Annotated in this window: 24 protein-coding genes and 1 pseudogene; 17 read left to right on the forward strand and 8 right to left on the reverse strand. The window is 70.7% G+C overall.

The window, feature by feature from the left end:
• Nucleotides 1-20: 20 nt before the first annotated feature.
• From WFJ17_RS15725 to WFJ17_RS15740, 4 genes are read right to left on the reverse strand one after another with little or no spacing between them, the layout of a single operon-like run.
• Entirely contained in the window at nucleotides 21-551 is a 531-nt protein-coding gene (locus WFJ17_RS15725) for a YbhB/YbcL family Raf kinase inhibitor-like protein (RefSeq protein ID WP_256534718.1), read from the reverse strand.
• An 18-nt stretch (nucleotides 552-569) separates the two neighbouring features.
• Complete coding sequence (locus WFJ17_RS15730; RefSeq protein WP_256534717.1) at nucleotides 570-2,135, reverse strand: GMC family oxidoreductase; 1,566 nt, start codon at nucleotides 2,133-2,135, stop codon at nucleotides 570-572.
• Nucleotides 2,132-2,641, reverse strand: coding sequence for a hypothetical protein (locus tag WFJ17_RS15735; RefSeq protein ID WP_256534716.1), 510 nt, complete (start codon nucleotides 2,639-2,641; stop codon nucleotides 2,132-2,134). Before WFJ17_RS15735 ends, WFJ17_RS15730 begins: the two co-directional genes overlap by 4 nt.
• 35 nt (nucleotides 2,642-2,676) lie before the next feature.
• Nucleotides 2,677-3,705, reverse strand: a complete 1,029-nt coding sequence (locus tag WFJ17_RS15740; protein WP_256534715.1) for an NAD(P)-dependent alcohol dehydrogenase — start codon at nucleotides 3,703-3,705, stop codon at nucleotides 2,677-2,679.
• A 248-nt stretch (nucleotides 3,706-3,953) separates the two neighbouring features.
• On the opposite strand from WFJ17_RS15740, the gene WFJ17_RS15745 reads away from it, so the two are divergent.
• The 10 genes and pseudogenes from WFJ17_RS15745 (at nucleotide 3,954) to WFJ17_RS15790 (ending at nucleotide 10,930) form a co-directional block, all read left to right on the forward strand.
• Nucleotides 3,954-4,712 (forward strand): MIP/aquaporin family protein, encoded by a 759-nt coding sequence (locus tag WFJ17_RS15745; RefSeq protein ID WP_256534714.1) that lies wholly within the window; start codon nucleotides 3,954-3,956, stop codon nucleotides 4,710-4,712.
• A gap of 127 nt (nucleotides 4,713-4,839) precedes the next feature.
• Entirely contained in the window at nucleotides 4,840-5,988 is a 1,149-nt protein-coding gene (locus WFJ17_RS15750; protein ID WP_256534713.1) for a glycerol dehydrogenase, read from the forward strand.
• 124 nt (nucleotides 5,989-6,112) lie between these two features.
• The gene (locus tag WFJ17_RS15755) at nucleotides 6,113-6,937 is read left to right on the forward strand and encodes an IclR family transcriptional regulator (protein WP_336648903.1); all 825 of its coding nucleotides are present in this window, start codon (nucleotides 6,113-6,115) and stop codon (nucleotides 6,935-6,937) included.
• 220 nt (nucleotides 6,938-7,157) lie between these two features.
• Nucleotides 7,158-7,553, forward strand: a pseudogene (locus WFJ17_RS15760) (ATPase, T2SS/T4P/T4SS family); the annotation flags it as partial.
• Complete coding sequence (locus WFJ17_RS15765) at nucleotides 7,550-8,404, forward strand: type II secretion system F family protein (RefSeq protein ID WP_251447153.1); 855 nt, start codon at nucleotides 7,550-7,552, stop codon at nucleotides 8,402-8,404. The pseudogene WFJ17_RS15760 and the gene WFJ17_RS15765, both read left to right, overlap by 4 nt.
• Nucleotides 8,401-9,327: a type II secretion system F family protein gene (locus tag WFJ17_RS15770; protein ID WP_336648904.1), complete on the forward strand. Its 927-nt coding sequence runs from the start codon at nucleotides 8,401-8,403 to the stop codon at nucleotides 9,325-9,327. The genes WFJ17_RS15765 and WFJ17_RS15770 overlap by 4 nt, the downstream gene beginning before the upstream one ends.
• A gap of 34 nt (nucleotides 9,328-9,361) precedes the next feature.
• On the forward strand, nucleotides 9,362-9,568 hold the full coding sequence (locus WFJ17_RS15775; protein ID WP_251447157.1) for a hypothetical protein: 207 nt from the start codon (nucleotides 9,362-9,364) through the stop codon (nucleotides 9,566-9,568).
• 6 nt (nucleotides 9,569-9,574) lie between these two features.
• On the forward strand, nucleotides 9,575-9,991 hold the full coding sequence (locus tag WFJ17_RS15780) for a TadE/TadG family type IV pilus assembly protein (protein WP_336648905.1): 417 nt from the start codon (nucleotides 9,575-9,577) through the stop codon (nucleotides 9,989-9,991).
• Nucleotides 9,992-10,055: 64 nt separating this feature from the next.
• Nucleotides 10,056-10,463 carry a TadE family protein gene (locus WFJ17_RS15785; RefSeq protein WP_336648906.1) on the forward strand — a complete coding sequence of 136 codons (408 nt, stop codon included), beginning with the start codon at nucleotides 10,056-10,058 and terminating at the stop codon, nucleotides 10,461-10,463.
• Nucleotides 10,460-10,930 carry a pilus assembly protein TadG-related protein gene (locus WFJ17_RS15790; protein ID WP_336648907.1) on the forward strand — a complete coding sequence of 157 codons (471 nt, stop codon included), beginning with the start codon at nucleotides 10,460-10,462 and terminating at the stop codon, nucleotides 10,928-10,930. Before WFJ17_RS15785 ends, WFJ17_RS15790 begins: the two co-directional genes overlap by 4 nt.
• 45 nt (nucleotides 10,931-10,975) lie before the next feature.
• Here WFJ17_RS15790 and WFJ17_RS15795 read toward each other — a convergent pair whose 3' ends face one another.
• Nucleotides 10,976-12,469 carry a bifunctional phosphatase PAP2/diacylglycerol kinase family protein gene (locus tag WFJ17_RS15795; protein WP_336648908.1) on the reverse strand — a complete coding sequence of 498 codons (1,494 nt, stop codon included), beginning with the start codon at nucleotides 12,467-12,469 and terminating at the stop codon, nucleotides 10,976-10,978.
• A gap of 60 nt (nucleotides 12,470-12,529) precedes the next feature.
• Nucleotides 12,530-13,750, reverse strand: a complete 1,221-nt coding sequence (locus WFJ17_RS15800; protein WP_336648936.1) for an MFS transporter — start codon at nucleotides 13,748-13,750, stop codon at nucleotides 12,530-12,532.
• Nucleotides 13,751-13,901: 151 nt separating this feature from the next.
• Between WFJ17_RS15800 and prfB the strand changes: the two genes are divergently transcribed.
• Together prfB and WFJ17_RS15810 are read left to right on the forward strand one after the other, a co-directional pair.
• Entirely contained in the window at nucleotides 13,902-15,014 is a 1,113-nt protein-coding gene (gene prfB / locus WFJ17_RS15805; RefSeq protein ID WP_251447169.1) for a peptide chain release factor 2, read from the forward strand.
• Between the two features lie 99 nt (nucleotides 15,015-15,113).
• Complete coding sequence (locus tag WFJ17_RS15810; RefSeq protein WP_336648909.1) at nucleotides 15,114-15,752, forward strand: C40 family peptidase; 639 nt, start codon at nucleotides 15,114-15,116, stop codon at nucleotides 15,750-15,752.
• A 22-nt stretch (nucleotides 15,753-15,774) separates the two neighbouring features.
• Here WFJ17_RS15810 and WFJ17_RS15815 read toward each other — a convergent pair whose 3' ends face one another.
• Nucleotides 15,775-16,584, reverse strand: coding sequence for a DUF2510 domain-containing protein (locus WFJ17_RS15815; protein WP_336648910.1), 810 nt, complete (start codon nucleotides 16,582-16,584; stop codon nucleotides 15,775-15,777).
• 200 nt (nucleotides 16,585-16,784) lie between these two features.
• Here WFJ17_RS15815 and ftsE point away from each other — a divergent pair, with 200 nt between their 5' ends.
• Genes ftsE through smpB form a run of 3 tightly spaced genes read left to right on the forward strand, consistent with a single transcriptional unit; the run spans nucleotide 16,785 to nucleotide 19,201 of the window.
• Nucleotides 16,785-17,762 (forward strand): cell division ATP-binding protein FtsE, encoded by a 978-nt coding sequence (gene ftsE, locus WFJ17_RS15820; RefSeq protein WP_251447178.1) that lies wholly within the window; start codon nucleotides 16,785-16,787, stop codon nucleotides 17,760-17,762.
• The gene (gene ftsX, locus WFJ17_RS15825) at nucleotides 17,759-18,673 is read left to right on the forward strand and encodes a permease-like cell division protein FtsX (RefSeq protein WP_251447181.1); all 915 of its coding nucleotides are present in this window, start codon (nucleotides 17,759-17,761) and stop codon (nucleotides 18,671-18,673) included. The genes ftsE and ftsX overlap by 4 nt, the downstream gene beginning before the upstream one ends.
• A 51-nt stretch (nucleotides 18,674-18,724) precedes the next feature.
• Nucleotides 18,725-19,201 (forward strand): SsrA-binding protein SmpB, encoded by a 477-nt coding sequence (gene smpB, locus WFJ17_RS15830; protein ID WP_251447183.1) that lies wholly within the window; start codon nucleotides 18,725-18,727, stop codon nucleotides 19,199-19,201.
• 30 nt (nucleotides 19,202-19,231) lie between these two features.
• On the opposite strand, the gene WFJ17_RS15835 is transcribed toward smpB, so the two are convergent.
• Nucleotides 19,232-21,133 (reverse strand): S9 family peptidase, encoded by a 1,902-nt coding sequence (locus WFJ17_RS15835; protein ID WP_336648911.1) that lies wholly within the window; start codon nucleotides 21,131-21,133, stop codon nucleotides 19,232-19,234.
• A gap of 147 nt (nucleotides 21,134-21,280) precedes the next feature.
• Between WFJ17_RS15835 and WFJ17_RS15840 the strand changes: the two genes are divergently transcribed.
• Nucleotides 21,281-22,246, forward strand: a complete 966-nt coding sequence (locus tag WFJ17_RS15840) for a methylenetetrahydrofolate reductase (protein ID WP_251447188.1) — start codon at nucleotides 21,281-21,283, stop codon at nucleotides 22,244-22,246.
• Nucleotides 22,247-22,281: 35 nt separating this feature from the next.
• On the forward strand, nucleotides 22,282-24,603 hold the full coding sequence (gene metE / locus WFJ17_RS15845; protein ID WP_336648912.1) for a 5-methyltetrahydropteroyltriglutamate--homocysteine S-methyltransferase: 2,322 nt from the start codon (nucleotides 22,282-22,284) through the stop codon (nucleotides 24,601-24,603).
• The last annotated feature ends 78 nt before the right edge of the window (nucleotides 24,604-24,681 follow it).

Raw genomic sequence — 24,681 nt, forward strand, 5'->3', positions numbered from 1 at the left:
GCGGCGGACATCAGGTGGGATCAGAGTGCTTCCCACCACCCGACGAGCACTGCGCGTGCGAGCGTGTGTCCGGACAGGTTGAATCCGAGGAACGCGGGGGTCGCGGCGTGGTCGAGGCCGAGGCTGTCGACGTCGACAGCATGCACTGCGACGTAGTACTTGTGCTTGCCGCTGCCCTTGGGCGGTGCGGCGCCGAGGTACTGCGTGAGTCCCGCGTCGTTGGCGAGTTGCCAGGCTCCGGCGGGCAGCCCGGATCCTTCCGCGTCTCCCGCGCCCGCGGCGAGCTGGGTGGTCGTGGCGGGGATGTCTGCGACGGCCCAGTGCCAGAAGCCGCTGCCGGTGGGAGCGGTGGGGTCGTAGACGGTGACGACGAAGCTCTTCGTCTCGGGCGGGAAGCCGCTCCAGCTCAACTGCGGGGATCGGTCCTCACCGCCGGCGCCGAAGATGCCGCTGACCTGCGGGATTCGCAGGCGGGCGCCGTCGGCGGGGATGTCGTCGCTGGTGACGGTGAACGCGGGCACTTCGGCGATCGCGTCGTAGGGCGTGGTCATGAGGGTGTTCCTTCCGTGTCAGAGGTTTTGCGCGGCCAGCTGGTCGGCGATGTAGTCGGCCTGCCGGATCGCCAGGGCGACGATGGTGAGGGTGGGGTTGGCTGCCGCGCCGGTGGTGAAGACGGAGCCGTCGCTGATGAACAGGTTCGGCACGTCGTGCGCGCGGCCCCACTTGTCGACCACGCCGTCGTCGGGCTTGGCGCTCATCCGGGCGGTGCCGAGGTTGTGCGTGGACGGGTAGGGCGGGGTGCGGTGGGTGCGGATGGCATCGACGGACCGGTAGAGTTCCGCCGACTTCGTGTACGCGTGCTCGCGCATGGCGATGTCGTTGGGGTGATCGTCGAAGTGCACGTTCGCGACCGGCAGCCCGTTCGCATCCAGGACGGACGGATCGAGGGTGATCCGGTTGGTCGACTGCGGCAGATCCTCGCCGACGAGCCACATCCCGGCGGTGTGCGCGTACGAGTCGAGGAACGTCGTGAACTCGCGTCCCCACGCGCCCGGGCTGAGGAACTTCGCCAGGAACGCGGGGCCGAGCGCGATCGTCTCCATGTAGTAGCCGCCCGCGAAGCCGCGGCTGGTGTCGTGCACGGACTCGTCCGCGATGATCCCCGCCATCGTCTCGCCGCGGTAGAAGCGGACGGGCTGCTCGAACTGCGCGTACGTGGAGCCGGTCATGTGCCGCATGTAGTTGCGTCCCACCTGCCCGGAGGAGTTCGCGAGCCCGTCGGGGAACATCGCCGACTCCGACAGCAGCAGCAGCCGTGCGGTCTCGATCGAGTTCGCCGCCACCGCGACCAGGCGCGCCTTCTGGCGGTGCAGCGACCCGTCCTTGGTGACGTAGAGCACCGCATCCGCTCTGCCGTGGGCGTCGTGGCTGATCCGAACGACCTGCGAGTCCGGCCGCAGGTCCAGCAGCCCGGTCGCCTCGGCGCGCGGGATCTCACGGACCAGGGTGCTCCACTTGGACTTGTTCTTGTCGCCCTGAAAGTTGAAACCGTCCTGTATGGAGGCGGGTCGGCCGTCGTACTCCTCGGCGTTGGTCGCGTAGGGGCCGGTCGCGTAGTGCTTGTAGCCGACGCGCTTGGCGCCCTCAGCGAACACCTTGTAATTGTTGTTCGCCGGCAACGGCTTGCGGCCGTGACGGTGGGTGGAGCCCATCGCGATCTCCGCCCGGTCGTAGTACGGGGCAAGGTCGTCGAGGTCGATCGGCCAGTCCAGCAGGGTGGCCCCGTCGACGTGCCCGTACGCGGTGCGCGCCTTGAACTCGTGCGCCTTGAACCGCGGCGTCGCCCCCGACCAGTGCGTCGTGGTGCCGCCGACGGCCTTCACGACCCAGGCGGGCAGATTCGGGAAGTCCTGCCCGACCCGCCACGACCCGGAGGTGGTGCGGGAGTCGGTCCAGGCGAGCTGGGCGAACGACTCCCATTCCTCGTTGATGTAGTCCTCGTTGCGCAGGTAGGGCCCCGCCTCCAGCAGAACGACAGGGATCCCCTTCGCGGTCAGCTCGTAGGCGAGGGTGCCGCCGCCCGCGCCGGAGCCGACGATGACGACCGCTTCGTCGTCGTGATCGATCGCGCTCATATCGTCGCCACCTTCTTCGTGTCGCTGAAACTGACCTGCAGACCCGGCACGGGCGGCAGGTACTCGACGAGCGGCTCACCGTCGTACTCGGTGATCCGCGGTTCGGGCAGCCAGTCCAGGTCGTCGAATCCGCGGTGCAGGTACCCGCCTTGGTCGAACGAGGCGCCCTCGTAGCCGAGCAGCTCCCACGTCTCCGGGTCGCTGTACAGGGTGACGACGCTGCTGGTGAGCAGGATCTGGAAGAACTCCGTCTGCCGGATGCTCTGCAGGATCCGGGACAGCTCGTCCACCGCGACGGCCTGCAGGTCGCCGCCGACGACGGCTTCCAGGCTGCGCACGCCCTCGGCGACGACACCGTACTGGTGCGCCGAGCCGGTGACGTTGCGCAGAATCGTCTCGGCCGAGCGCAGATACGGCCCGTCGCTGAGACGGTCGTGGGGGAAGATCGCCCGGATGATCCGGGCGAGTGACGCCGGGGCGGCGTCCGGGGGTGTGGGTGTGACCACGGTGATCTCCTTCGATTCGGGTGGTGCCATCTGGGTTAGGGGACGAGGATGCCGCGGCCGACCAGGCGGCCGGCGTCGAGGTCGGCGATCGCGTCGAGAGCTGCGTCGAGGGGGTAGACCTTGGTGTGCAGGGTGACCTTGCCCTGCGCGGTGAGAGTCATCAGCTCGACGAGGTCGTTGTAGGTCCCGACGAGGTTGCCGATGACATTGATCTCCCGGGAGATGATGTCGATCGTGGGCAGCCGCACCTCGCCGCCGTAACCGATGACGTACTGCGAGCCGCGGCCGCGCAGCAGCCGGGGGGAGAGCAACTCGGTGCCGTGCTCGCCGACGTAGTCGAACACGACCTGCGCGCCCCCACCGGTAATCTCCAACACCTCCCGGGCCACCGTGTCGTCGTCGGCGGCGAGCACAGTGTGGTGGGCGCCGAGCGTGGCGGCCAGAGCGAGGGCCTCTTCCGACCGGTCGACCACCGTGATCTCGGCTCCAGTGATCGCCGCCAGCGCCTGCACACCGATATGCCCGAGGCCGCCGGCGCCGATGACGACCGCGTGCGTGCCGGGGTAGAGCACCTCGGCCGCCTTGCGCACCGCATGGTAGGCCGTGAGGCCGGCGTCGGCGAGGGCCGCGATGTCGCGTGGCTGCAGCGACGGGTCGAGCTTGACGACCGCGCGGGCGTTGGTGAGCAGCTGATCGGCCATCCCGCCGTCGACGTTCACGCCGGGAAATGTCGCGTTCTCGCAATGCGAGTCCTGGCCCACCCGGCAGGCCGGGCACAGTCCGCAGCTGGTCAGCGGGTGGGCGATCACGGTGTCACCGACCTCCACGTTCGTGACGGCGGAGCCGATCGCCCGTACCCAGCCGGCGTTCTCATGCCCGAGCGTGTAGGGCAGGCGAGGGTGCTGGATCGGCTCCCACTGTCCTTCGATGATGTGCAGGTCAGTGCGGCACAACCCCGCCGCGCCGACGTCGATCACGACATCCCACGGACCCAGCGGGCGCGGCTCGGCGACCTCATCGATCGTGGGCGCCTGCCCGTACTGATGCAACCGGACTGCTCTCATCGCTTCTCCTCATCGAGTTCGTCAACCAGCACGCACCGTCGAGGCGGGTGCCGTGCGACAAGGCTCAGCGCCCGTCGGGGGGAAGGGAAGCCGCGTTCTCAGATCGCGAGAAAGCCCGCCTGACAGCACCAGAAGGGGCGTTCTCACACTCCGGTAAGGACCCTTTCGCGCCATTCCGGCGCGTCGTTACCGTGCGGCGCACCGGCGCCAGACGTGCGCCGCGCACATCGACTCGAAGGAGAGTTCTTATGGACACACTGCTCGGGGTCTTCGCCTCGGAGATCGTCGGCACCGCGCTTCTGCTGCTGCTGGGATGCGGCGTCGTCGCGAACGTCGTGCTCGCCAAGACCAAAGGCAACGGCGGCGGGTTCCTGCTCATCAACATGGGGTGGGGCATCGCCGTGTTCGCCGGCGTCATCGTCGCCTACCGGTCCGGCGCCCACCTCAACCCCGCCGTCACCCTCGGCATCGTCGCCACCGGCGCGAAGGAATTCGTCCCCGGGGTTCCGGTCGACCTGCTCTCCATCGGCACCTACATCGTCGCCCAGTTCCTCGGCGCGATGCTCGGCGCCGTGCTCGCCTGGCTCGCGTACCGGCAGCACTTCGACGCGGACGGCGACCCGGCAGGCAAGCTCGCCGTCTTCTCCACCGGTCCCGGCATCCGCAACTACGGCTGGAACCTCGTCACCGAGATCCTCGGCACCTTCGTGCTCGTGTTCGTCGTCATCGGGTTCGGACGCAACGGCGACTCCAGCGGGCTCGCCGCACTCGGCGCGCTGCCGGTCGCGCTGCTCGTGATCGGCATCGGCGCGTCACTCGGTGGCCCGACCGGGTACGCGATCAACCCGGCGCGCGACCTCGGCCCGCGCATCGTGCACGCCATCGTCCCGATCAAAGGCAAGGGCCCCAGCGACTGGACCTACGCCTGGGTGCCGGTCGTAGGACCGGTGATCGGCGGCGTCCTCGCCGGGTGGTCCTCCACTTTCCTGCTGCCCGTCCTCACCTGACCGTAGCCTGCTTTCTCACAGTCCGAACAAGCCGCTACGACCCGGTCTGCCTCAGGGCTAACGTCGTCTGCGGCTGCAGAGCCACCCATGGCGTTACCGCGCCACACCCGATCAAAGGAGATTGACCATGTCCGACACCATCCCGGTCAGAACCATCATCAGCCCCCGCCGGTACGTGCAAGGCGCCGGCGCCATCCACAGCCTCGGCACCTACCTCACCTCCCTCGGCAGCACGCCGCTGCTGGTCGCCGACGACGTCGTCTGGGGCTTCGTCGGCCACGACATCGAAGCCTCCCTCGGCTCGGCCGGGCTTCCCACGCACCGCGAGAAGTTCAACGGCGTCCCCTCCGCGGCCGAGATCGACCGCCTCGTCCAGATCATCGGCACCCGCAACGCCGACGTGATCGTCGCGATCGGCGGCGGCAGCACCATCGACGCGGTCAAAGCCGCAGGCCACCTCGCCGGCATCAACTGGGTCACCGTCCCCACCGTCGCCTCCACCGACGCACCCACCTCCGCGCTGGCAGTCGTCTACACGGAGAACGGGGAGTTCGAGGAGTACCGGTTCTTCCCCAAGAACCCCGACCTCGTGCTCGTCGACACCCAAGTCGTCGCCAACGCCCCCGCCGCCTTCCTCGCCGCCGGTGTCGGCGACGCCCTCGCCACCTGGCTGGAGGCCCGCGCCACCGCCGCCGCCCACGCATCGACGATGGCCGGCGGACTGCCCACCCTCACCGGCACCGCCCTGGCGCGGCTGTCCTGGGACGTGTTGTGGGACAACGCGCTCCCCGCACTCGACGCCGTCCGCGACAACGTCGTCACCCCCGCCGTGGAGAAGGTCGTCGAAGCCAACACGCTGCTCTCCGGCATCGGCTTCGAATCCGGCGGCCTTGCTGCCGCGCACGCCATCCACAACGGCCTCACCGCGGTGCCCCAGACACATGGGCTCGCGCACGGCCAGAAGGTGAATATCGGCTCCGTCACTCAACTGGTCCTCGAGGGCGCACCCACCGGCGAGATCCGCGAGTTCATCGAGTTCACCACCCGCGTCGGCCTGCCAAACACCCTCACCGAGGTCGGCCTCTCACCCGACGACGACCAGGAACTGGCGACCATCGCCGCCGCCGCGCTCGCACCGGGAGAGACCATCCACAACATGCCCTTCGAGATCAGCCCCACCGAACTCGTCTCGGCACTGAAGTCCATCGAGCGCTTCGCCCGCACCGTCCGCACCGAAGCCGCCCTTCCCGAACCCCAGCCCTACCATCACCACTGACCGATCCGCTGCCGTGGCCCAGAGCCTCGGGTCACGGCAGCGGACCGCACCCGCCCGACCGAAACTTCTCGGAGAATGAGAAAAGAAGTGGCCGACCGCGTCGGGCGGGTGCGATCATCTCAAGATGAACACTGGCGTTCTCCTCGACGATGAGGACGTGCTCGACCCGGGAGCGTCCGAACGTGTCATCACCGTCCGCAAATCCCTGCAGCTGCTCGAATCGATCGCCGACCGCGGTGGCTGCACCGCGAAAGAGCTCTCCGACATCCTTCGATTCTCGCTGCCCACGGTGTATCGGCTCGCGCAAGAACTCGTCGCCAACGGCTACCTCGTGCACCTGAAGTCAGAGCGACGATTCGAACTCGGATACAAGCTGCACGGGCTCGGACTCTCCCTCCACCAGCAGCTCGGCGTCTCCGGGGTCGTGCGATCCGCCATCGACACACTCCACAACGGCCTCGGCATGGCCTCCTACTACGCCATCTACCGCGGGGCCGACGTCGTCCTCACCTACGTCTCGGACTGCGCCGAACACCCCCGGCTCACCCCGCTCAGGTTCGGATTCCACGAAGCCGCGCACGCGACCGCGTTCGGCAAGATCATGCTCGCAGCCATGAGCATTGAGCAACGAGACGACTACCTCTCCGCCCACCGCATGCCCTCGCTGACGTCCTCGACGATTACCGACCAGGAGGGGCTCGAGCGAGTCCTCTCGACCGTCGCCCTGCGCGGCATCGCCTGGGAGCGAGACGAGTTCATCTCCGGCAAGACCTGCGCCGCGGTCGGCGTGCGCGACCCGTCCGGACTTGTCGTCGGAGCAGTCGCCATCAGCATGGACACCCCCGCAACGCCCACCAACGACGCACGTGTGGAACACAGCCTCCGCGAACACGCGCTCGCCCTCAGCAAGCACTACCGCTCCGGCGCAAACCAACTACGGCTCGCATAGCCGTTCTTCCCCGGTCAAGCGGTGACGGCCAGGTTTCGTCAGCGACCGTCCCGATGGGCTCCACGATACCGATGCGGGCTGCTCCCGCTGACAGGATCGTTCCCCAACGACCCACACCTGCCGGCACTCCTGCAATCCGCGACGACAACCGAATTAGCGTGGTTGCACCATAACCAAGAATCGACGAATAGTTCTCAATGTAATAGAGCAGTTCCACCAGACCGGTGAGATCACCCTGCGGCGCCTGGTGAAGGAGGCGCTGCGGATGCGGCCGGATCGGCTCGTCGTCGGCGAGGTGCGCGACGCGGAGGCGCTCGACCTCGTGCTCGCCCTGAACACGGGCGTTCCCGGCGCGGCGACCGTGCACGCGAACTCGGCCGCGGACGCGCTGGAGAAGCTGAGCATGCTGCCGCTGCTCGCCGGACGCAACATCGATCGGGCCTTCATCGCGCCCGCGCTCGCCGCGTCCGTCGACCTCGTCGTGCACTGCCGGCGGGAGTCCGACGGGAGGCGCCGGGTGGTCGAGGTCATCGCCCCGACCGCCGTCGAACCCGACGGTCGCATCGGCTACCGAGCCGTCACCGCGGGTACCCGCGTCGACGAGGCCGTCGCATGACTCTGCTGCTGGGTGCGCTGCTCGCAGCCGGTGTCGTTCTCGCAGCCAGCCCGTGGCTGTGGCCGGCCGGCGCGGGGCGGGTGCGGCTGCCGCGCGCCGGGGTGCCGACGCGGCTGCTGCGCGAGGCGGGATTCCGCGCCGACGTGCGGGTGTTCGCGCTCGTGGTGCTCTCCGGCGGCCTCGTCTCGGGTGCGGTCGCGTGGCTGATGACCGGCGCCGTCGCCTTCGTGCTCGTACTGAGCGTGGCGGGCGCTGCGGCACCGGTGGTGTTCCTGCGTTCGCGCCGTCAGCGCCTGCTCCGGATGCGACGCGGTCTCTGGCCCGACGTGTGCGACCTGCTCATCGCCTCGATCCGTGTGGGCATGCCGCTGCCGGATGCCGTGGCGGCGCTGGAGCGGGCGGCGCCGGGGCCGCTGCGTCCGGCCTTCGCGGCGTTCGCGCGCGATCTGCACGGCACGGGGCGTTTCGATGATGCCGCCGCGAAACTCAAGGACGCGCTCGCGGATCCGGTCGGGGACAGGATCATCGAGACGCTGCGGATGGCCCGCGAGGTCGGCGGAACCGAGCTCAGCACCGTGCTGCGCGCGCTGTCGGGTTCTGTGCGGGCGGAGGCGGCACTGCGCGCCGAGGTGGAGGCGCGGCAGTCGTGGATCCGCGGGGCCGCGGTACTGGGGGCGATCGCTCCCTGGGTGATCCTGGTGCTGCTCCTGCTGCGGCCCGAAGGCTCGCGGGCCTATGCCACCCCCGAGGGGATCGCCCTGATCCTGGGCGGTGCCGTGGTGTCGTTCGTCGCGTTCCGGATCATGCTGCGGATCGGTCGGCTGCCCGAGCAGCGGAGGTGGTTCCGGTGAGCGCGATCTCGGGGCTGGCCATCGCCGTGCTGTTCGGTGGCGCGTTCGCCGCCGGCGTCCTCCTCGTCCTCGCGGCCTTCCCGCGGTGGCGCTGGGCGGATCTGGGTGCGCGGATCGCGCCGCACCTGCGGGACATCGTCGACCTCGCCGAGCCGACCCCCCGGCTGCCGTGGCGGATGCCCGCGGGCGGGTCGTGGTCGACCCGGCTCAAGGGCGCCCTGGGACTGTTCGGCGGGGGAGACGCCGGGGTGACCCTGCGGATGGCGCAGGCCGGGCTGAGCGGCGGGTCGGGCGCCTTCCGCAGCCGACAGCTGATGTGGGTGCTGACCGGGCTGGCCGCGGGGGCCGCCGCCACCGTCCTCCTCGCTCTGATCGGACGGCTGTCGGCACCGGTCGCGCTGCTTCCGCTGCTGTCGGCGGTGACCGGCGGTGTGACCTGCGACGCGCTACTCGGCGCCCGGGCGAGAGCGCGAGTGTCCCGTCTCGTCGAGGAGCTGCCGACCGTGCTCGAGTTCCTCGCGCTCTGCCTGTCCGCCGGAGAGGGCCTGCCCGACGCGCTGCGCCGCGTGGGCGCGGCCGGGTCGGGTGAGCTCAGCGCCGAGGTGCGCGGCGTCACACTCGCCGCGAATACGGGATCCTCGCTCGCGGACGCCCTCGGTGACGGCGCGCATCGGCTCCAGATCCGGCCACTGACCCGTGCCGTCGATCAGATCGTCGCCGCCCTGGAGCGCGGCGCCCCGCTGGCTGCCGTGCTCCAGGCACAGGCCTCGGACGCGCGGGAGGAGACCAAGCGCGGCCTGATCGAACAGGCCGGCCGCAAGGAGATCCTGATGCTCCTGCCGCTGGTCTTCCTGATCCTTCCCCTCAGCGTCCTCTTCGCCGTGTTCCCCGGCGTCTTCATCCTGCGGCTCGGCATCGGCTGATCCGGTCCGAGCGCCTCCCTGAAAGGAACCTCACATGCTCGCTGAACGTGCGCCCGCGTCGCCCGCCCGTCCGGACCCGTCGTCTCTCGATCCGTCCGAGGACCCGGAACGGGGTGACGTCCCCGGCTGGGTGCTGATCACCTTGATGACCGCGGGGCTCGTCGTCTTGATCTGGGCCGTGGCGGGGCCCGCGCTCACCAACCTGTTCGAGCAGGCGATCGCGCGCGTGAGCGGGCTCTGATCCGACATGAACGGTGTGATGCGAGGGAGCGGTGCTCCCGGTGACGATCGCGGTTCCGGGCCCGTCGAGTTCGTGCTGGTGGGTGCGTTGCTGACGCTGCTCACCCTCGCCGTGCTGCAGCTCGCGCTCGCGGTATACGTGCGCAACGTCGTGCACGATGCGGCCGTCGAGGGCGCGCACATCGCGGCCCTCGCCGACACGGAACCCGGTGAAGGAGCTCAGCGCACCGAGGCGGTCATCGCCCGTGCCCTCGGCGCCGACGATGCCCGGGACGTCAGCGTGCGTGAGACGACGTCGCTGGGTGTGCCCACGATGGAGGTGACGGTGCGCACCACGCTGCCGGTCATCGGCCTGCTCGGGGTGCCGTCGGCATTGGAGGTGACCGGCCGTGCTCCCGTGGAGTCGTTCGCCGCAGCCGGGTGAGATGTCGTCACCGCTCTCGGAGAGACGTCGGCTGCGGCACTCCAGCGAGACAGGATCCGCAGCCGTGGAGTTCATCGGACTGGGCGTGATCCTGCTGGTTCCGCTCCTGTACCTCGTGATCGCCCTCGGTGCGATCCAGGAGGAGATGCTCGGAGTCGAGTCCGCCGTGCGGCACATGGCCCGGACCATGAGCGCGGCGACGGACGGGGCGGATGCGACCGCTCGCGCCGACGCCGCCGTGCGGTCCGCGATCGCGGAGTACGAGATGGATCCGGACACCGTCGAGGTCGACATCCGATGCGCGCCGCGCGGCGCGGAATGCCCGTCGGCCGGTGCGACCGTCGTGGTCACGGTCACCGCGAAGGTCGCGCTGCCGTTCCTGCCGCCGATGTCCGGCAGGGACCGGATCGGCGCCGTGCCGGTGCAGGCTTCATCGGCGTACAAGGTCTCGCGCACGTGGACAGGCGGATGAGCGTGGTGCGCGGATCGGAGACGTTCCAGGGACGGGCGCAGGGCGCTCGCCGACGGAACCTGCTCGCCGATGAGCGGGGGAGCACGGTGCCCCTCATCCTCGGATACCTGGTGCTCGCGATCGCCCTGATCTGGGTATGCGTGTGCGCCACGGATCTCTACATCGCGCAGAAGCGCCTCGACTCCGTGGCGGATGCGGCGGCGCTCGCCGGAGCGGACGGCTTCCGGCTGCAGGTGGACGGCGCGGGGATCCGTGCGCGGCTCGATGATGCGGACGTCGCGGAGCAGGCGGCCGCGGTGATCGCGGTGCTCGACGACGGCACGGAACTCGTCTCCGCGAGCAGTCCGGACGGGCTCTCCGCCCGCGTGATTGTGAAGGCCACGTGGTCGCCGCCGCTGCTCAGCGACCTCGTGCCGGCGGTGGTCTCGATCCGCTCCACGGGGACGAGCCGCACCTCGCTCGAGTGAGCCCGATGGCGGCTCGCAAGAGGCGCGACCGCTTCGTCGTCGCGCTCAGCTCCGATGCGCCCGATAGACCGTCAGCGCACGACGCGCCGCGCGCACACGCAGGTGATCGCTCGCCTCGCCCACCTCGCCGTCGCGCGCGATGCGCTCGGGTCCGCCGGGGAGGCCGATCTCGAACTCCGGAGCAGACACCTCGTGGTACTGCTTCACCCGGGCCAGCTGTCCGGTGAGTGTCGCGAGCAGGACGACGAAGCGCGACCAGCGGCCGGACACGTCGAGGATCCGCAGATCGATCAGGCCGTCCTGAAGGTCTTCGCGCACGGTGGGGGCGAAGCCGTGCGGCTGGTACTGGCCGTTCCCGATGAACAGCAGACTCGATTCCCGGGTCCTTCCGTCGACTGTCACGGAGACCGCGCGGTCCTTGCGCATCGTCCGCCACCCGGCGACGAGCGCCGCGAGCGGCTTGCCGATCCTCTTCTCCCTCCCCTCGCGGATGCGCACGAAATCGGTGTAGGCGCCGACGCTGGCCGTGTTGAGGAAGATCCGGTCGTTGAGGTAGCCGACATCGACCTTCGTCGCCGTGCCGCGCCGGATCGCGCGGACCGTGTCCTTCACCCGATCGGCGCCGATCGTGCGGGCGAAGTGATTGAAGGTTCCGCCGGGGAACACCGCGAGCGGGAGATCCCTCTCGATCGCGGCCTGCGCGGCGGCGGCCACGGTGCCGTCGCCGCCGGCGACCGCGAGCACGTCCGCTCCGGCGGCCGCTCGGCGCATCACCGCCGCGACGTCGTCGGACTCGTGCAGCTCGACGATCCCCATGTCGGGCAGCGCCCGCCGCAGGACGCGCGTGAGATCAGCGCCGCGCCCGCTGTGGGACGCCGGGTTGACGACCAGCGTGACGCCCTCGCCGCGGGGGCGGGGCTGCAGCTGGTCGAGCTCGCGAGGGGCGGACACGGCCGGCGTCGGCACGGGAGGCACGAGCCGGCGACCGATGGCCGCGACCGTGCTGCCCAGGACGAGACCCGCGGCGACATCCGAAGGGTAGTGCGCTCCGGTGGCGACCCGGGAGAAGCCCACCAGCCCCGCGAGCACCTGGAGCGGCACGCCCGCCGCCGGAAGCTCGGCGCTGACCCCGGCGGCGAAGGCCGCAGCGCTCGCCGCATGCCCGCTGGGGAACGAGGAGGAGTGCGGCGTCCTGCGGGACAGTCGGCCGAGCGGGACGAGCGTCTGGATCGGACGTTCGCGACGGTGCAGGCGCTTGGCGAGCTGGTTCGCGATGAGGCTCGTCGCCCCGAGGGTCACGACCCCGCGCAGGCCGGCGCGCCGCGCGCGGCTGCGTCTGGTCAGATAGAGGCCACCCGCGATCCCGAGCCACAGCAGAGAGTGGTCGGCGGCGTTCGTGAGCCGAGGCATCCAGCGGTCCAGGACCGGGCTGGGCGTCGTCGCGACCGCGGAGAAGACGGCCGCGTCCAGTGCGCGCACCTGCTCTCGTGCCTCGGCAGCCGCGTCGCGGATCGGGCGGGGGCTTCTCCTGCGTGTCATCGGACACCTCCTCGATCCACGGTAGCGAAGAGCCGGTGTCGGAGCGTCCGCTGCGGGGCGCTAGAGCAGGGTCCGTCGCGGCACGAACCGGGGGATGAACCGCAGGAACCCGACGGCGCCGATGATGCCGATCGCGCCCATGGCGGCTGCTCCGATCGCGAGCGAGCTGATCGCCGCGATCCCCGAGAACAGCAGGGGAGCGATCGCGCCGCCGGCGTCGGTGAGCGTGCGCCAGGAGCCGAGGAACGCGGCGGGCTCGGACTGCGGGGCGACGTCGGCTCCGAGCGTGAGCAGTATGCCGCTGGAGAGCCCGTTGCCGACGCCGAGCACGGCCGCGATCATCCCGAACCAGAGCACGTTCGTGCTCGCGTCGTGCGTGAGGGAGAGCACGAGGAAGCCGGCGCCCATCAGCACCATCGCCGGCAGCGCGGCCCAGAGGCGGCCGAAGCGGTCCATGACCTGACCGCTCGCGTAGAACAGGGCGAAGTCGATCGCGCCGGAGACGCCGACCACGAGGGCGATCGACGAGGCGTCCAGCCCGATCGAGACGCCCCACAGCGGCAGCACCACCTGGCGGGCGGAGCGCACGGCCGAGAGGCTCGCCGCGGCGAGGCCCAGGCGCCCCAGCACCCCGCGGTTGCGCCACATCGTGCGGAAGACGCCCGCGCGCTCGATCGTGGGGATCGATCCGCTCACCGCCTCACCGGTGTCCTCGACATCGCCGGGATCGCGATCGGCGGCCGCGGCCTGCGCCTCCGGATCCGGCCCGAACAGCACGAGCAGGATCAGCGCGACCAGCAGCACGACGAAGAACCACAGGGCGGCGTTCTCGGTGTGGAACAGAGCCAGCAGCGCCGCGGCGATGAAGGGCCCCACGAACATGCCGGCACGGAAGGAGCCGCCCAGCAGCGACAGCGCGCGGGCGCGGAACTCGACCGGAACACGGGTCGTCATGAACGCGTGCCGGGCCAGTCCGAACGCCGCCGCCGACATGCCGACCACGAACACGGCGACCGTGAACACGACGAGGCTCGGCGCGAGCGCTCCCGCGACCACGCCGATGAGGGAGAGGGCACCGGCGATCACCATCGTGTACCGCTCGCCGACCCGCGACACCAGCCAGCCCGCGGGGATGTTGCCGCACAGCTGTCCCACCACGAGCGCCGAGGCGATGAGGCCGGCCGACGCGAGGGTCGCCCCCCGGCTCGCCGCGATCACGGGGATGAGCGGCACGACCGCGCCCTCGCCGAGCGAGAAGAGGAGCGTGGGCAGGTACACCATCGGGCCGAACTTCCACAGCACAGAGATCGCCCGTTCCGCCACGACTCCACGGTAGACCCGTGCGCGGATGCCGGGTCGCGCACCCGCGGGCGACGACGATCTGGCCCGAGGGTTCGTCAGGGCATCGCTGCGCGCGATACTCTGAGGTGCCATGCTCGAACTTGATCTCTCCGCCGAAATCGCGGCCCTCCGTCAGACCTTCGGCGACATCCGCGAGGTCGCCGACGTCGAGGGACTCCGCGCCGACATCGAACGCCTCAGCGAGGAAGCGGGCGCGCCCGACCTCTGGGACGACCCCGAGAAGGCGCAGAAGGTGACGAGCGCCCTCAGCCACCGCCAGGCGGACCTCAAGCGCGTCACCGAGGTGGAGCAGCGTCTCGACGACCTCGAGGTGCTGGTCGAGCTCGCCAACGAGATGGAGGACGAGGACTCCGCCGCCGAGGCGCGCGCCGAGCTCGCCTCCCTCACCGACACGGTGAACCAGCTCGAGGTGCAGACCCTGCTGGACGGCGAGTACGACGAGCGCGCCGCGATCATCACGATCCGCTCGGGTGCGGGCGGCGACGACGCCACCGACTTCGCCGAGATGCTGCTGCGCATGTACCTGCGCTACGCCGAGCGCCACAAGTTCCCGGTCAAGGTCATGGACACCTCCTACGCCGAGGGCGCGGGCATCAAGTCCACGACCTTCGAGGTCGATGCGCCCTACGCCTTCGGCACCCTCTCTGTGGAGGCGGGCACCCACCGCCTCGCCCGGATCAGCCCGTTCGGATCCGCCGACAAGCGCCAGACGTCGTTCGCCGCCGTCGAGGTCATCCCGCTCATGGAGGAGGCGACCGAGGTCGACATCCCCGAGGGCGACATCCGCGTCGACGTGTTCCGCTCCTCGGGTCCCGGCGGCCAGTCGGTCAACACGACCGACTCCGCGGTGCGCATCACGCACCTGCCGACCGGCATCGTCGTGTCGATGCAGAACGAGAAGTCGCAGATCCAGAACCGCGCCGCCGCCATGCGCGTGCTGCAGACCCGCCTGCTGCTGCTGCAGAAGGAGGAGGAGGCCGCCAAGAAGAAGGAGCTCGCGGGCAACATCACGGCGAGCTGGGGCGACCAGATGCGCTCCTACTTCCTCTACGGCCAGCAGCTCGTCAAGGATCTGCGCACCGGACACGAGTCCGGCAACCCTGCGACGGTCTTCGACGGCGACCTGGACGGCTTCATCTCGGCCGGGATCCGCTGGCGCAAGCGCAAGGACGAAGACGACTGATTGCCGTCGGACTCCCGGTTGCTCAGCGCCTTCCCAGGTGACGGAGCACGGGAATGCCCGTAGGGTGGTCTCCCGATGACGGTGACACGGAGAATCCCGATGACTCTGACCCGGAAGACGGCGGCCGGCTGCGCCATCGCAGCGCTGATCCTTCCTGCCGCGGCGACGGCGGCGTTCGCCTTCCCTCCCGCGGACCCGTCCGCCGGGCGCAGCGCGGTGTCGCTCGTCGTGGATCCGCAGAGTTACACGGTCGCGTCCGCCGCTCAGGAGCAGACCCTCTCCCGCGCCGCGTTCGAGGTCTACACGCCGCCGGCGCCGCCCGCCGCACCCGTTGTCGCCGAGGCGCCCGCGTCCTCGGCGACGGCCGCATCGGCATCCGCCGCGCCGCAGTCGTTCTCCGGTGAGGCCGTCGTCGCCTACGCCGAGACCTTCGTCGGCGTGGTCCCCTACGGCTGGGGCGCCGACCCGAGCGACTCCTTCGGCTGCGACGGACTGGTCCAGTACGTGTTCGGCCACTTCGGGATCAGTCTTCCCCGCGGCGCCGACAACCAGGCCGCGCTCGGCACCGTGATCTCCGCCGACGAGGCGCGGGCGGGGGATCTGGTCTGGTGGCCGGGGCGACACATCGGCATCTGGGACGGCGCCGGGGGCATCATCGACTCGCCCGACTGGGGGCGCTACGTCGAGCACCACGCGCCGTGGGCGAGCTCGGGCCCGCCGATCTACATCCGGCTCTGAGCGCCCGGCGCGGCGTCGCGGATCACGGCGCCGTCTTGCAGGCCGTGACCGCCTCCATGGTCGTCTGAACGACCAGCTGCCGCTCGGTCTCGTCGGACTGGATGTCGCGTCCGTCCGCCACGTTGATGAGACTCTCGGTCGAGACCTCCGAGTCGACGAGATGCTGTCCGATGCACAGCGCCTCATCGTCGGTGTACTGGCCGCTGGCGCCCGCCGCGTCCATGATGACGAGGAACCCGTCGGCGACCTCCTGAGCAGAGGGCCTGTCCGCGGCATCGGTGGTCGTGGTGCCCGGATCCGTCGCCGCATCGGATGCCGCCGGAGCGGATCCGTCGAACTCGTCCGGATGCGTGCTCGCGTAGCCGAGGAAGACCGTGAACAGCACGATGCCGGAGACGATGCCCGCGACGATCGAGAGCGCGATCCCCACGATTCCCGGCCACTTCGCGCCCCGGAGGAACAGCGAGACGATCGAGAGCACGAATCCGATGCCCAGCAGGATCCAGCCGAAGAGCATGATCGGCGGAATCCAGGAGACGATCGCGCCGACGGCGGTGACTCCCAGCGCGATCCAGCCGAGCACCCCGACGCGCTTGGTCCCGGGCGCGGGTGCGGCCATCGCGGGGATGGCCGTCCCGGGCACGGCCATCTGGGGTGCGGCCATCTGCGGCGCGGTCATCTGGGGTGCGGCGATCGAGGGGGCGGGGGAGCCCGGAACGACCGGAGGGGTCGATGGCTGCTGCGGGCCGGCGTAGTGGTCGGTCCACTGCCGGCCGTCCCACCAGCGCTGCCTTCCGGATCCGTCGTCGTACCAGCCTGCCGGCGTTTCCATGGAGCCCCTCCCGTTGGCGAGGATCGCGCCCCATCGGCGATATCCTCAGCGTTCCAATAACACTCGCACAGAGTCTTCCCAGAATCATCCGGGACAGCAAACTCGCCGGACCGGGATCCCGCCGACTCGGCGCCGCCAACCCGCCGCGCGGGGGTGTCGCTCGCGGGCTGCGGGCCACGCCCGCTTAGGCTCGACACGCCATGATCCGATTCGAGAACGTCACCAAGCGCTATCGCGGCACCAAGCGTCCCGCGCTCTCCGGGGTCGATTTCGAGGTGCAGCGAGGCGAGTTCGTCTTCCTCGTCGGCGCGTCGGGATCCGGGAAGAGCTCCTGTCTGCAGCTGATCCTCCGCGAGGAGTCACCGACCTCCGGCCGCGTCGCCGTGCTCGGGCGCGACCTCAAATCCATCGCGAACCGCAAGGTCCCCTACTTCCGTCGCAGCATCGGGTCGGTCTTCCAGGACTTCCGTCTGCTGCCGTCGAAGACCGTGTACCAGAACGTCGCGTTCACCCTGCAGGTGACCGGCGCCTCGCGGGGCTTCATCCAGCAGGCGGTGCCCGAGGCCCTCGCGCTCGTGGGCTTGAGCGGCAAGGAGAAGCGCCTGCCGCACGAGCTCTCCGGTGGTGAGCAGCAGCGCGTGGCGATCGCGCGGGCCATCGTCAACCGCCCGCAGATCGTGCTCGCCGACGAGCCGACCGGCAACCTCGACCCCGGCACGTCCGTCGACATCATGCAGCTGCTCGCGCGCATCAATGCCGGCGGCACCACGGTGGTCATGGCCACGCACGAGGCGGCGTTCGTCGATCAGATGCAGCGCCGCGTGATCGAGCTGCGCGACGGCGAGATGGTGCGCGACGAGGTCGGCGGCGGCTACGGCGACACCTCCAACGTGCCGCGTCTGGAGCCCGAGGCGATCCGTGGTGCGGCGGCGACCGCCGCCCTGCAGACCGTGCGGGAGGTGCACCGGGAGACCGAGGCCGCGATCGCCGAACCGGTGGCCGCCCCCGCGCCCGCCGATGCGCCGAGGAATCCGCGACCGACGGCCTCGACGGCCGACGACGCGCCGCCGGCTTCGCCGCCGATCGTCGTCCCGCCTGTGGACCTCGCCGAACTCGGGGTCGCCGACCGGCTCGGGCTCGATACCGGCGACGACGAGGAAGTGGGTCCCGTGTCATGAGGTTCGGACTCATCCTCGGCGAGGCGCTGACCGGCCTGCGCCGCAACGCCTCCATGGTCATCTCCGTCGTGCTGGTGACGTTCGTGTCCCTCACGTTCGTCGGCGCGGCGATCCTCATGCAGGCCCAGATCGGCACGATGCGGGCCTACTGGCAGGACCGCGCGCAGGTCGCGATCTACATGTGCTCCTCGGTCTCCACGTCGCCCGGGTGCGTTGGCGGCGTCGCGACGGAGGATCAGATCAAGGCCGTCCAGGCCGAGCTCGACGGCGACACGCTGAAGCCGCTGATCGCCAAGAGCTCGTTCCAGACGGCGGACGAGGCCTACCAGGAGACGCTGAAGCTCGTCGGCAAGGACTACGCCGGTGTGCTCACCCCCGATCAGGTCAACGCCGTCTTCAAGGTGAACCTCAAGGACCAGACCCAGTCGGCCGTGATCGCGGAGGCCTTCAGCGGCCTCAAGGGCGTGGACGAGGTGAAGGACCAGCTCGAGTACCTGGATCCCCTCTTCAACGCGCTCACCGTCGCGACGTACATCGCCGTCGGGATCGCGGTGCTGATGCTCATCGCGGCCGTGCTGCTGATCGGCACCACGATCCGATTGTCGGCGTACGCGCGACGGCGGGAGATCGGGATCATGCGCCTGGTCGGAGCGTCGAACCGCTTCATCCAGACGCCGTTCGTCCTGGAGGGCGTGTTCGCCGCCGTGATCGGTTCGGTGCTCGCGAGCGCCGCGGTGCTGCTGGGCGTCCACTTCGGCGTGCAGGAGTACCTGACGAAGCGGGTCGCGTTCATCACCACGTGGGTCGGCCTCAACGAGGCGCTCCTCGTCGTCCCGGTGCTGATCGGCATCGGCGTGATCCTCGCGGCGCTCAGCGCCGGGTTCGCGATCCGCCGGTGGCTCCGCGCCTGATAGGCTGACAGGCTGCCGTGCGCCCGCGCGGCGCAGAATCAGGAGATCGCCATGCCCAGGGAACGCGGGGAGAAGGTCATCGCGACCAATCGTCGCGCACGTCACGACTACAACCTCGAGAAGTCGTACGAGGCGGGACTCGTGCTCACGGGCACCGAGGTGAAGTCGCTGCGCCAGGGGCGCGCCAACCTGACGGACGGATACGCGTTCATCAAGGGCAACGAGGCGTTCCTCGATGCGGTGCACATCCCGGAGTACTCGCAGGGGCACTGGACGAACCATTCGGCCAAGCGGATCCGCAAGCTCCTGCTGCACAAGGAGGAGATCGCGAAGCTCTCGCACGCGGTCTCCGCCGGTGGCTACACGCTCATCCCGCTGCGCCTGTACTTCTCGGATGGGCGCGCCAAGGTCGAGATCGCCCTCGCGAAGGGCAAGCGCGAGTACGACAAGCGGCAGACCCTGCGTGAGCGACAGGACACCCGCGAGGCGGAGCGCGCGATGCGCTCCCGCAACCGCCTGGGGGAGTGACCTCTTCGCGCGCGGGCGTCTGAGCCCGAGCTACGGGGCAGGATCGAACCCGAACACCTCGCCGAGGAAGCGCAGTTCGGCCTCCGCCGCGGCGATGATCGTCTCCGCCCGCCGGAATCCGTGCCCCTCTCCGGGGAACAGCAGGTACTCGTGCCGCACGCCGCGCGCGGCGAGCGCATCGCGGATCGCCTCGGACTGCGACGGCGGGACCACGGCGTCATCCGCCCCCTGCAGGATCAGCACGGGCACGTCGATCCGGTCCGCGTGGGTGAGCGGCGAGCGGTCGATGTACGTCTGCTCGGCCTCGGGCAGCGGCCCGACCAGTCCGTCCAGGTAGTAGCGCTCGAAGTCGTGCGTCTCCTCCGCGAGAAGGCGGAGGTCGACGACCCCGTAGCGGTCGATCCCCGCGGCGAACACCCCGCCGCGCACGAGTGCGGACAGCACGGTCCATCCGCCGGCGGAGCCGCCGCGGATGGCGATGCGCGCCGGGTCCGCGATGCCGGCGTCGGCGAGACCCTGCGCCGCGGCGAGGACGTCGTCCACGTCGACGACGCCCCACTGGCCGTCGAGCCGCTCGCGGTAGGCCCGGCCGTACCCGGTCGACCCGCCGTAGTTCACCTCGAGCACGCCGATCCCGCGGCTGGTGAACGCGGTGATCCAGCTCGCCTGCGCTCCGGTCGCGTGCGCGGTGGGGCCGCCGTGCACCTGCACGATGTACGGAGGCAGAGCGCCCGCCTCGGCGCGGACGCCGGGATTCGCGGGCGCGTGGTCGAACGCGTGCACGGGGCCGTGCGGTCCTGCGAAGGTCACCGGGCGCGCCCCCGGCACCCAGGCCGGATCCACCGCGTCGCCGGCGCGGATCGCCCGGACGGTGCCGGCGTCGACGTCGAGCTCCCAGAGACCGGGGGTGACCCGCCGCCCCTGACCCGTGACGAGCACTCGGGAGCCACGGGCATCCTCGAGGCTGAGGTCGGCGTCGAACGGCACGTCCAGCTCGCGGAGGAGCGCGCCGTCCCGGTCCAGCAGGACCAGCGAGTCCGAGCCGTTCGTCCGGACCGCGAGGATCCGTCCGTCGTCCAGGATCCGGAACCAGCGCTGGCCGAGCACCCAGAGCCCGCCGCCGGTGTCGGCGTCGGCGCGCGAGAAGTCCTCGCGGGTTGCGAGGGGTGTCGGGATCGGAGGCGCCGGCTGCGCGCCGATGCGTGCCCGGTGCAGATTCCACCGGCCCGTCGCATCATCGGCGAACAGCAGCTCGTCATCCGAGACCCATTCGGGCTGCAGCGCCGCCCGGCTCGGGATCGCGCCGTCGGCGCCCGAGGCGAGATCCACGACGCAGGCGAGGGCGGCGTCCCAGGGCATGCGCGTGTCCGGCCAGAGCACATAGGCGAGGCGGGATCCGTCGGGTGAGAGCGCGGGGTGGGCGTAGAAGCCGCCGTGGGAGACGATCACGCGGACGGCCCCGTCGTCCTCCGCCGCGGATCCGTCGACGGGGATCTCCACGATGGCACGCACATGCGGGTCGGGTCGCAGGTCCTCCCGCACGGCGAAGAGACGCCCTTGCTGCAGCCGGAGTCCTCCGTACTGCGCTCCCGAGGGCGTCAGCGGCACGGGTGCGACGGCTTCCGGATCCCACCGGCGCACGCGCTGATCGTCGCCGTCGACGAAGAACAGCGTGCCGTCATCCGCCACGGTCCACGCGCCGCCGCCGTACTCGTGCACGCGGGAGCGCGCGCCCCACGGCGCCGGCAGCACCTCGTGCACCGTGCCGTCGGGCGCGGTGCGGAGCACGCGCATGCGTCCGCGCTCCTGCGGCACCGACTCGCTCCACCAGATCCCGTCCGCGGCGAACCGTGCGCCGTCGATCCGCACGCCCGCGGCGGCGAGGTCGGCCGAGGTCAGCGGGGAGGGCCAGGAACCGTGTGCAGAGCTCATGCTTCGAGCCTAGAAGAGCGCGCGGCGGATGCGGGCGCGGATCCCGCCGGCCGCGGTTCGCGGAGAGCGCGACACATGATGAAACACAGAATGCGTCGCCCCTCGGCGCCGCCTACCGTGGGGGGACCACCCCGATGCAGGAGAGAGATGTCCTTCGATGCGCCGCCGTTCGCCCCGATCGGGGTCGTCGCGCCGCGCGTGCCGATCTCCTTCGAGCTGTATCCGCCGCGCACCCCGGCGCCGGTCGAGGCGCTGCACGAGACCATCCAGCAGCTCGCCTCGGTGACGCCGCGCTTCATCTCCGTCACCTACGGCGCCGGCGGCTCCGTGGGGGGCCGCTCGCTCGACGTGCTGCGCTACATCCGCGAGCACACCTCGGTCGAGCCGCTGGCGCACCTCACCTGCGTCGGCAGCACGTACGCCGGGGCCTCCCGGCTGATCCGGGAGTTCCTCGACGCGGGGATCCTCAGCTTCCTCGCCCTGCGCGGGGATCCGCCGATCGACGAGAGCGCGCCGTTCCTCGGCGACCTGGAGAGCTCGGCTCAGCTCGTGCAGCTCATCGACCGGGCGCAGGCCGAGCGCGCGCCCTACCAGGAGCGCCCCATCCCCGGCGTCCCGGGCGCCGTGCAGGTGACCCCGCGCCGCAAGGTGAACATCGCGGTCGCCGCCTATCCGAACGGGCACCCGCGCTCGACCTATCGGAACCAGGACATCGACGCGCTGCTGGCCAAGCAGGCGGCGGGGGCGACGCTCGCGATCACGCAGCTCTTCTTCCATCCCGACGACTACTTCGCCTTCGTCGAGCGGGCCCGCCGCGCCGGGGTGACGATCCCGATCCTGCCCGGGATCATGCCGATCACCTCGCCCGCCCGGCTCCGCCGTGTGCTGGAGCTCAGCGGCGAGGAGCTGCCCGCCGAACTGTCCATCGCGCTCGAGGTCGAGCCCACCGCCGAGGGGCGCACCGAGATCGGCATCGCCCAGGCGGCCGCCCTCGTTCGCGAGCTCGTCGACGGCGGCGCACCCGGCGTGCACCTGTACGCCTTCAACCAGCACCGCACCGTGCTCGACGTGCTCGAGAACGCCGGCGTGCTCCAGACCGTCGGCGCGCGCTGAGCCGCACCTTCCCCCTTCCGTCAGAGAGGACCGTCATGACCGCATTCCCCGAGGGCACCGTCCTGGGCTACCCCCGCATCGGCCGTCGCCGCGAGCTCAAGAAGGCCGTCGAGGCGTTCTGGGCCGGGCGGATCGACGAGGCCGAGCTCGAGCGCACCGCCGCCGAGTTGCGTGCGACCACCCGGGAGCGCCTCGCCGCGCAGGGGCTGGGCCGTGACGACTCGGCGATCCCCGAGTCGTTCTCGTACTACGACCAGGTGCTCGACGCCGCCGTCACGGTCGGCGCGATCCCGGCGCGCTTCGAGGATCTCCGCTCCGAGGACGGCACGATCGGCCTGCCCGCCTACTTCACCGTCGCCCGCGGCGAGGGCGAGCGCGCGCCGCTCGAGATGACGAAGTGGTTCGACACGAACTACCACTACCTCGTGCCGGAGATCGGCCCCGACACCGTGTTCTCGCTGTCCAGCGACCGCATCGTGCGCCAGGTGCAGGAGGCGGCGGAAGCCGGCTTCCGCACGCGTCCGGTGGTCGTCGGTCCCGTCACCTTCCTCGCCCTCGCCAAGGCGGCCGACGAGGCGCCCGCGGGCTTCGACCCGCTGTCGCGCCTGGACGACCTGCTGCCGGTGTACGCCGAGCTGCTCGGCGCGCTCAAGGCCGCGGGTGCGGAGTGGGTGCAGCTCGACGAGCCGGCCCTCGTGAGCGAGTCCCTGCCCGCCTCGGTCGCCGAGCTCGGCGCCGCCGCCGCACGCGCCTACGGCGTCCTCGGCGGGTTCGCCGAGCGCCCGGCGATCTTCGTCGCCGCGCCGTACGCGGCGCTCGACGCGAACCTCGAGGTCCTCGCCGGGGCCCCGATCGAGGCGATCGGCCTCGACCTGGTGCGCGGCACCGTGCCCGCTGCCGTCTCCGGGCTCGCGGACAAGGTGCTCGTCGGCGGCGTGATCGACGGCCACAACATCTGGCGCGGCGACCTCGCTGCGGCCTTCGACACCCTCGAGGCGCTGCGCAGTCTCGGCGCGGCCGGCGTCTCCGCCGCGACCTCCACGTCGCTGCAGCACGTGCCGCACGACGTCGAGGACGAGACGAAGCTCGATGCCCGGCTGGTGAGCTGGCTCGCCTTCGCCGACCAGAAGGTCGCCCAGGTCACGACCCTCGCCACGGGTCTCGCCGAGGGCCGCGACGCGATCGCCGCCGAGCTCGACGCCGCGTCCGCCGCTCTCGCCGATCGCCTGAGCGCCCCCGGCGTGCGCGTCGAGGCCGTGCGTGCGCGGACCGCGGGCCTCACCGAGGGCGACTTCAGCCGCGGGGACTACGACGCCCGCGTCGTGGCGCAGGAGAACGCGCTGAACCTGCCCGCGCTGCCGCTCACCACGATCGGATCCTTCCCGCAGACCGGCGAGATCCGTCGCGCCCGTGCGCAGTTCACCCGGGGCGAGATCACCGCCGACGAGTACGACGGCTTCCTCCGCGACGAGATCGGCCGCGTCGTCGAGCTCCAGGAGGAGCTGGGCCTGGACGTGCTCGTGCACGGCGAGCCCGAGCGCAACGACATGGTGCAGTACTTCGCCGAGAACCTCGACGGCTTCGACGTCACCGAGAACGGCTGGGTGCAGTCCTACGGATCCCGCGCCACGCGTCCGTCGATCCTGTGGGGGGACGTCTCCCGCCCCGCGCCGATCACGGTCGCCTGGTCGCAGTACGCCCAGTCCCTCACCGCGAAGCCGATGAAGGGCATGCTGACGGGTCCCGTCACGATCCTGGCGTGGTCGTTCGTGCGCGACGACCAGCCGCTCGCGGAGACCGCGAACCAGGTGGCGCTGGCGCTGCGCGACGAGATCGCCGATCTCGAGGCCGCCGGCATCGGCGTGATCCAGGTCGACGAGCCGGCGCTGCGCGAGCTGCTGCCGCTCAAGAAGGCCGACCAGCCGGCCTATCTCGACTGGTCCGTCGCGTCGTTCCGTCTCTCCACCGCCGGTGCGGAGACCGCCACGCAGGTGCACACCCACCTCTGCTACTCGGAGTTCGGCGTGGTCATCGACGCGATCCGCGCTCTGGACGCCGACGTGACGTCGATCGAGGCCGCCCGCAGCCGCATGGAGGTCGTCACCGACATCGCCGCCTCGGGCTTCGACCACGGCATCGGCCCGGGCGTCTATGACATCCATTCCCCGCGCGTGCCGGAGACCGCCGAGATCGAGACGCTGCTGCGTCGCGCCGTCGAGGAGATCCCCACGCGTCAGCTCTGGGTCAACCCGGACTGCGGCCTGAAGACGCGTGGCTACGAGGAGACCAACGCCTCGCTGCGCAACATCGTCGAGGCCACCCGTCGCGTCCGCGAGGACGTCTCGGTCGCGGTCTGACCGTGTAGGTCGTTCTGCTCGTCGAGGCCCCCTCGCAGCACCGAGGCCCCCTCTCAGATCCGGATCTGAGAGGGGGCC

The sequence above is a fragment of the Microbacterium sp. MMO-10 genome, assembly GCF_037148715.1.
Lineage (GTDB): Bacteria > Actinomycetota > Actinomycetes > Actinomycetales > Microbacteriaceae > Microbacterium.